Annotated in this window: 3 protein-coding genes; 1 reads left to right on the plus strand and 2 read right to left on the minus strand. The window is 61.4% G+C overall.

Going from position 1 to position 4,085, the window contains the following annotated elements; genetic code table 11:
* A partial coding sequence (locus tag ACESNG_RS13590) for a hypothetical protein (protein ID WP_373069391.1) occupies positions 1-1,155 on the minus strand: 1,155 nt, incomplete at its 3' end.
* Positions 1,156-1,338: 183 nt separating this feature from the next.
* Positions 1,339-1,767: a hypothetical protein gene (locus ACESNG_RS13595; protein ID WP_373069393.1), complete on the minus strand. Its 429-nt coding sequence runs from the start codon at positions 1,765-1,767 to the stop codon at positions 1,339-1,341.
* 352 nt (positions 1,768-2,119) lie between these two features.
* Between ACESNG_RS13595 and ACESNG_RS13600 the strand changes: the two genes are divergently transcribed.
* Positions 2,120-4,085 (plus strand): DUF4011 domain-containing protein (locus tag ACESNG_RS13600; protein WP_373069395.1); only part of this gene is annotated, 1,966 nt, incomplete at its 3' end.

The raw sequence follows: 4,085 nt of genomic DNA on the forward strand, positions 1-4,085 counted from the left end.
TCCTCGCTGCGGATTCCAGCCGACCGCTTCGGGTCCGAGTGCTCCACTCAAGATCGGCCACAGGGATTCGTCGCTGGCGAGCTTGTTCGTCAGTGTCTGCGGGTTGGGATCAGCGAGAAACGCGCCAAGCTCGGAAGCCATCTGCGGATGTCTGGCGGCGACGGCCGGCGACACGGATCCGAGTCTTTCCAGATCGAGGAGACCGGCGAGATATTCGTTTTGGATCATCCCTTCTGAGGCCCCATTGCCGTTGCCATTGGATACGCCTGCGAGGCGTCGCCGAACGAGTTCGCTGTCGAACCCCAGCTCCGCAACCGCCTCATCCGAGAGCCGATCTGGTTCGGTTCGCGCGCTCAGGTACTGGAGTTCCGCTGGCCTTGCGTTGAAAGAGTCACGTTCGAATCGTGCACCTTTGTCAATCGCTTCGTCGATCATTGCGAGCGGTGCTGCCGCCGGCGCAGACAGAGGAGCATCGTGGCTCACTGGTTGAAGGACAAAACGCAGCAGCGACGTGGCCGGAGTCGCAATGTGGTCAGAGATAGGATCAGTCGGCACGAACCCGGCAGTGTCGATCCATCGTGCACTCGAACCATCGAGCCCCGCCGCAATGGCGGCGCCCTCAGCGAGGCCACGGTCATCTGCAACAAGTCGCAGCCTTATCGATTCGTTTGCGCTCTCGCGGTGAGAGTTATCTGCACGACCCCGACACGCCGCAAGTAGGGAAGTCGCCGCAGGGTAGCCGTCGACGGGCAGGACCAAGAGTTGGTCGACAGCTCCGTCGAAGTCGTGGAGGCGCATGAGCGAAACCGCCTTCAACCACGCCCGGTCGGTCGCCGTGAGAGGCAGAACGTCAATCTTCGCGACAGCGCCATTGGCACCTAACTCCAGCGCCGCTCGTCGACACAGGGAAACGTCGTTCTTCAGAACGTTGTCGACGATGGCCTTATCGACTTGGTCGCCAGCCAGTAGACCACGTGTGCGTGCGACTTGCGCAGCAAGCAGCAGTGCAGCACCCAGGGATCGAACCTTGGCTATGCCATTGACAGGTGACAGTCGATTTAGCTCAGCCTGGCTGATCTCGTTGGTCTCCCCAGACGGCCAAATGGCAGTCGTGGCAGACCTCGGTGGCGGCGTCGAGTGCCTGAACGCCAACACCAGCGGCGCTCGCCGTCCACGCTTCAGGAAACCGAGCCTTACTGAGCTCTGCTTAATCGTCTCAGCAGCGGCGATGTAGGTCGAGCTACCACATCGAGGACAGGTCGCTTCGCTGGTGGCGCACCCGCACGCCGTGCACTGAGCTGGAAGACCCGTCATTTATGGCACCCCGTCGCCATTTCTCTACTGGTCTTCGTCGATGCACAGAACCGTTCCACCGATGGTGACATAGCTCTCTGTCGTTTGCGGGCAACTCGCCGAGCTGCTGCTCTCGGCGACGATCTTGCCGCTGTGAGCCGACGAGCAGGGCACAGCCTCTAGCCTGTTGAATCCGCTCACACACGATCCGACCGACCAGTCGGAGCTGGGCTCACTGTCGAATGAACCGGACGCGACACCGATTCCAATGAGTCCGCCCACGATCCCGATGCCGACCCATGTCTGGGCCCGGGCGAATACAGACCGCTCCTTCTCGAAAGAGATTGGTCCACCGGCCGGGCTTGGCATGGTCGCAGCTTTGAGTAGGCCGACGGAATTTGTGATCACGGCGAGTGCATTGCGGAACATGGCGAAGAGTCCCCACCAGCCGGTGAGCAAGGTCGCTGATTGCACGCTGCGGCCGACTCGTCGGCTGCATTCCTGACAGAGGTTCTCGTCAACCGTTGAGACGCGATGAGACAGGACCATTCCGGTGACCTGGCGATACGTGAAGTGTTGTGCCGGCGTCCGTGAGCACGCAGCGCACGGCAAGTAGTTGTCACCAGATCCCATGGTTGAGCCCATTGCTATCACGTTTGGCGCTAACGACAGTTTCTTCGGGGCGCGACTCGACACACGCCCCGATCGACGAGTCGGCGAGTCGGCGAAGGTCTGCTTCAGATACAGCGGTCTCTTTGCATGCCGGTTAGGTTCGGGGAATGCGGGGATGGTGCAGTTGCGCGATGCGGTTGACGGAGTCGCGAGGGTGACGCAGCAGGACGTTGTCATCACACAACTTCGCCTATGGGCAGAAGAGCTCGTCGATCTCACGCGCCGCAACCGGCTCCTGTACTTCAAACACACCAGGACAACTTCGCTGGAGTTCGCACAGGACGGTGAAGTTGTCGAGCAGGGTCTCTCCGGTGTCGGTTGGGGCTTCTTTCTACCCAAGGCGCCACCAGACAATCCCGACGAGATTTACGAGCCGGACCGCCCGTCGGGTGGCGAACTCGTCGTCAAGATGACCCCGGAACGCTACGACAAGCAGATCGAGCGCGGTCTCGCCGGTCTCGCGAAGCGTGCCCAAGCCGAGTTCCTCGACGCAGGAATCTGGGTGCTTTACCTGGGGCTTGGCCAGCTCAGATGGGTCGATGCCGATGACAAGGAGGCCGTCAGTCCGCTACTGCTCATTCCAGTGCAGCTCGCACGAGAAGACGCATCACGCCGTTGGCGACTGACGCTGTCCGAGAACGGTGAATCGGCCATCAACCCAGCGCTCGCCGTCAAGCTCGAATCCGATTTTGGAATCGAACTCCCAACGATTGACGACCTCGACGACGATGGCCTTGACGCTGTGCTGGCAGCGACTCGCAGAGCGGTAAAGGGCACAGGGTGGTCGGTGGACACCACCGCAGTGATGACCAGCTTCACGTTCCAAAAAGAAGTGATCTATCGCGATCTGCGACAGAACGAGGCGCTCATCGCCGACCACGACCTTGTGAAGCTTCTTGCAGAGGGCCCGACAAGCAACGTTGCTCTCGAACTCGACTTTGCGCCCGAGCCGGAGGATGGCCTCGATGAGCGGCATCCACCAGAGGACCTCATTTGCGTGATGGATGCCGATGCATCGCAGCGCCAATGCATATTGGCCGCCCGGTCCGGCCGCAGCTTTGTGATGGACGGCCCGCCCGGGACCGGCAAGTCGCAAACGATCACGAACATCATCGCCGAACTCATGGCCGACGGTAAGACGGTGCTGTTCGTGTCCGAGAAGGCGGCTGCGCTGGAGGTCGTGCAACGTCGTCTTGCCAACCTTAAACTTGACCCGTTCGTACTTGCGCTGCACTCTCGGACCGCAACTCGCAAGGCAGTTGTGCAGGAGCTTGGTGCCGCGCTTCGAGAGCGTCCACACTCACGATCGACGATTGCGCCGACCGATGTAGCGATGTTGCGCGACCAGCGACGAAAGCTCACCGCCTATGCGATCGCTGTCAACCGCATCCGTCAGCCATTCGATCGATCGCTCCACGACACCGTCGGGCGGGCATCCCAACTGGGGCATCTCCCCTCAACCCCGATCCCGACTGCCGATGCCAGCACACTGACCCCGGAACAGTTCAATCACCTCCGAAGCACCGCCGAACAGCTCGGGCGATCCTGGAGCGTTGTCGAACGAGGCGACGCATTCCTCTGGCGTGACCTGAACAACCCGACCGCTGGCGCCTCCCGCGAGGCCAGCCTTCGCGGCGTGGTCACGTCGTGCGCCGAGGCACTCGCAGCCCTGGAGGCAACGGTGACCAACGTTGTTGACGAACTCCAGCTCAGCGAATCCGTCGAACCCTCTTCGATCAGCGACATCGAAGCGTTGCTGCGAATCGTCGACGACCGACCCCCGACGTCTTGGCCCCTGCTTACCGTTGAACACTTCCACGACACCCACACCGACATGCGAGCCCTCGCCGGAGCGATTCGCGGCCAGCAGGACGCCGCATCACACCTCAACGCGATCCAACCCGCATGGCAGGAGCTGGCCACAACGTTCAGCATCGACGCGCGCTCGGCAACGTCCGACCTGCATGCCGCATCACCACCGATTGAATTATCGGGAACGTGGACGGTCGACGACCTCCGCGATATCGACTTGCTCTTGCTACGCCTACAGAGCGTTGCGGCCCAACTAGAAAGCCCGACCCAGGTCTTGCGCGAGTCCTTTGGTGCGCGATCTGACAACA

The sequence above is a fragment of the Gemmatimonas sp. genome, from assembly GCF_041689975.1.
Lineage (GTDB): Bacteria > Gemmatimonadota > Gemmatimonadetes > Gemmatimonadales > Gemmatimonadaceae > Gemmatimonas.